Annotated in this window: 1 protein-coding gene; it reads left to right on the top strand. The window is 75.7% G+C overall.

Features of this window, described 5'->3' with window-relative positions:
* The coding region (locus HW577_RS25415) for a thiamine pyrophosphate-dependent enzyme (RefSeq protein ID WP_232475245.1) at positions 1–1,118 on the top strand (1,118 nt) is incomplete at both ends.

The following is a 1,118-nucleotide window of genomic DNA, read 5'->3' as shown; positions in this document are numbered from 1 at the left end:
GCCGCGCATCCCGAAGCCGCCGCGCTGCTGGTCGCGATCTTCCGCGCCCGCCGATGCCGCGCGCTTCGCCGCGCTGCTGCGCGGGGCCGAACGCCCCATCCTGCTCGCCGGCCACGCCTTCGACCGCCCCGGCGGGCGGGAGGCGCTGCGCGGCTTCGCCGAGGCCTGGAACCTTCCCGTCGCCGTGTCCTTCCGCCGGCAGGACCTGTTCCCGAACGGGCATGACCTCTATGCGGGCGACCTCGGCCTGAGGAACCCCGACGCGCAGCGCGCGGCCTTCGCGGAAGCCGACCTCGTCATCGCGCTCGGCACGCGGCTGACCGACATCACGACGCAGGGCTGGACCTGGCCCGCGCAGGGGCAGCGCCTAGTGCATGTCTGCGCCGAGCCGCGCTTCCTCGGCTGGCTGTTCCCGACCGAGCTCGCGCTGCCCGTCGATGCGCTCGCGCTGATCGCCGCGCTCGCATCCGAAGCGCCCGCCGCGCCACCCGCGCGCGCCGCCTGGAACGCGAGGCTGCGCGCGCTGCACGTGGCGGACACGGGCGTGCGTGCCGGCACCCACGCCGATGGCGTCGCCTTCGCCGAGGTCGCGCGCCGGATCGGGGAGATCGCCGCGCCGGATGCGATCGTGGCGCTGGATGCTGGCACCTTCGGCGCGCCCTTCTATCGCAAGACCCCATGGACGCCGCCGCAGCGGCTGCTCGCGCCCGTCTCGGGCGCGATGGGCTTCGGCGTGCCGGCGGGTGTCGCCGCCGCGCTGCGCTATCCCGGCCGGCAGGTGATCGCCGCGGTCGGCGATGGCGGCGCGCTGATGACGGCGGGCGAATTCGCCGTGGCGGTCGCGCGCGGCGTGCCGCTCAAGATGATCCTGTCGGACAACGGCACCTATGCCTCGATCCGCATCCACCAGGAAAAGGCGCATCCCGGCCGCGTCTCCGGCACCACGCTCGAGAACCCGGACTTCGTCGCCTGGTGCGCCTCCTTCCGCGTGCCGGTGACGCGGGTGGACAGCAACGCGGACATGCCGGCGCTCGCCGCCGCGCTCGCCGCGCCGGGGCCGGCGGCGATCGTGGTGCGCACCTCGCTCGCTGCCGTGCTGCCGGCCGCGCCCGCCGCGC

It is taken from the genome of Neoroseomonas rubea (assembly GCF_016106015.1).
Classification (GTDB): domain Bacteria; phylum Pseudomonadota; class Alphaproteobacteria; order Acetobacterales; family Acetobacteraceae; genus Neoroseomonas; species Neoroseomonas rubea.
The sequence above is the reverse complement of the archived record's forward strand: the minus strand, read 5'-3'. Positions and strand labels throughout refer to the sequence as shown.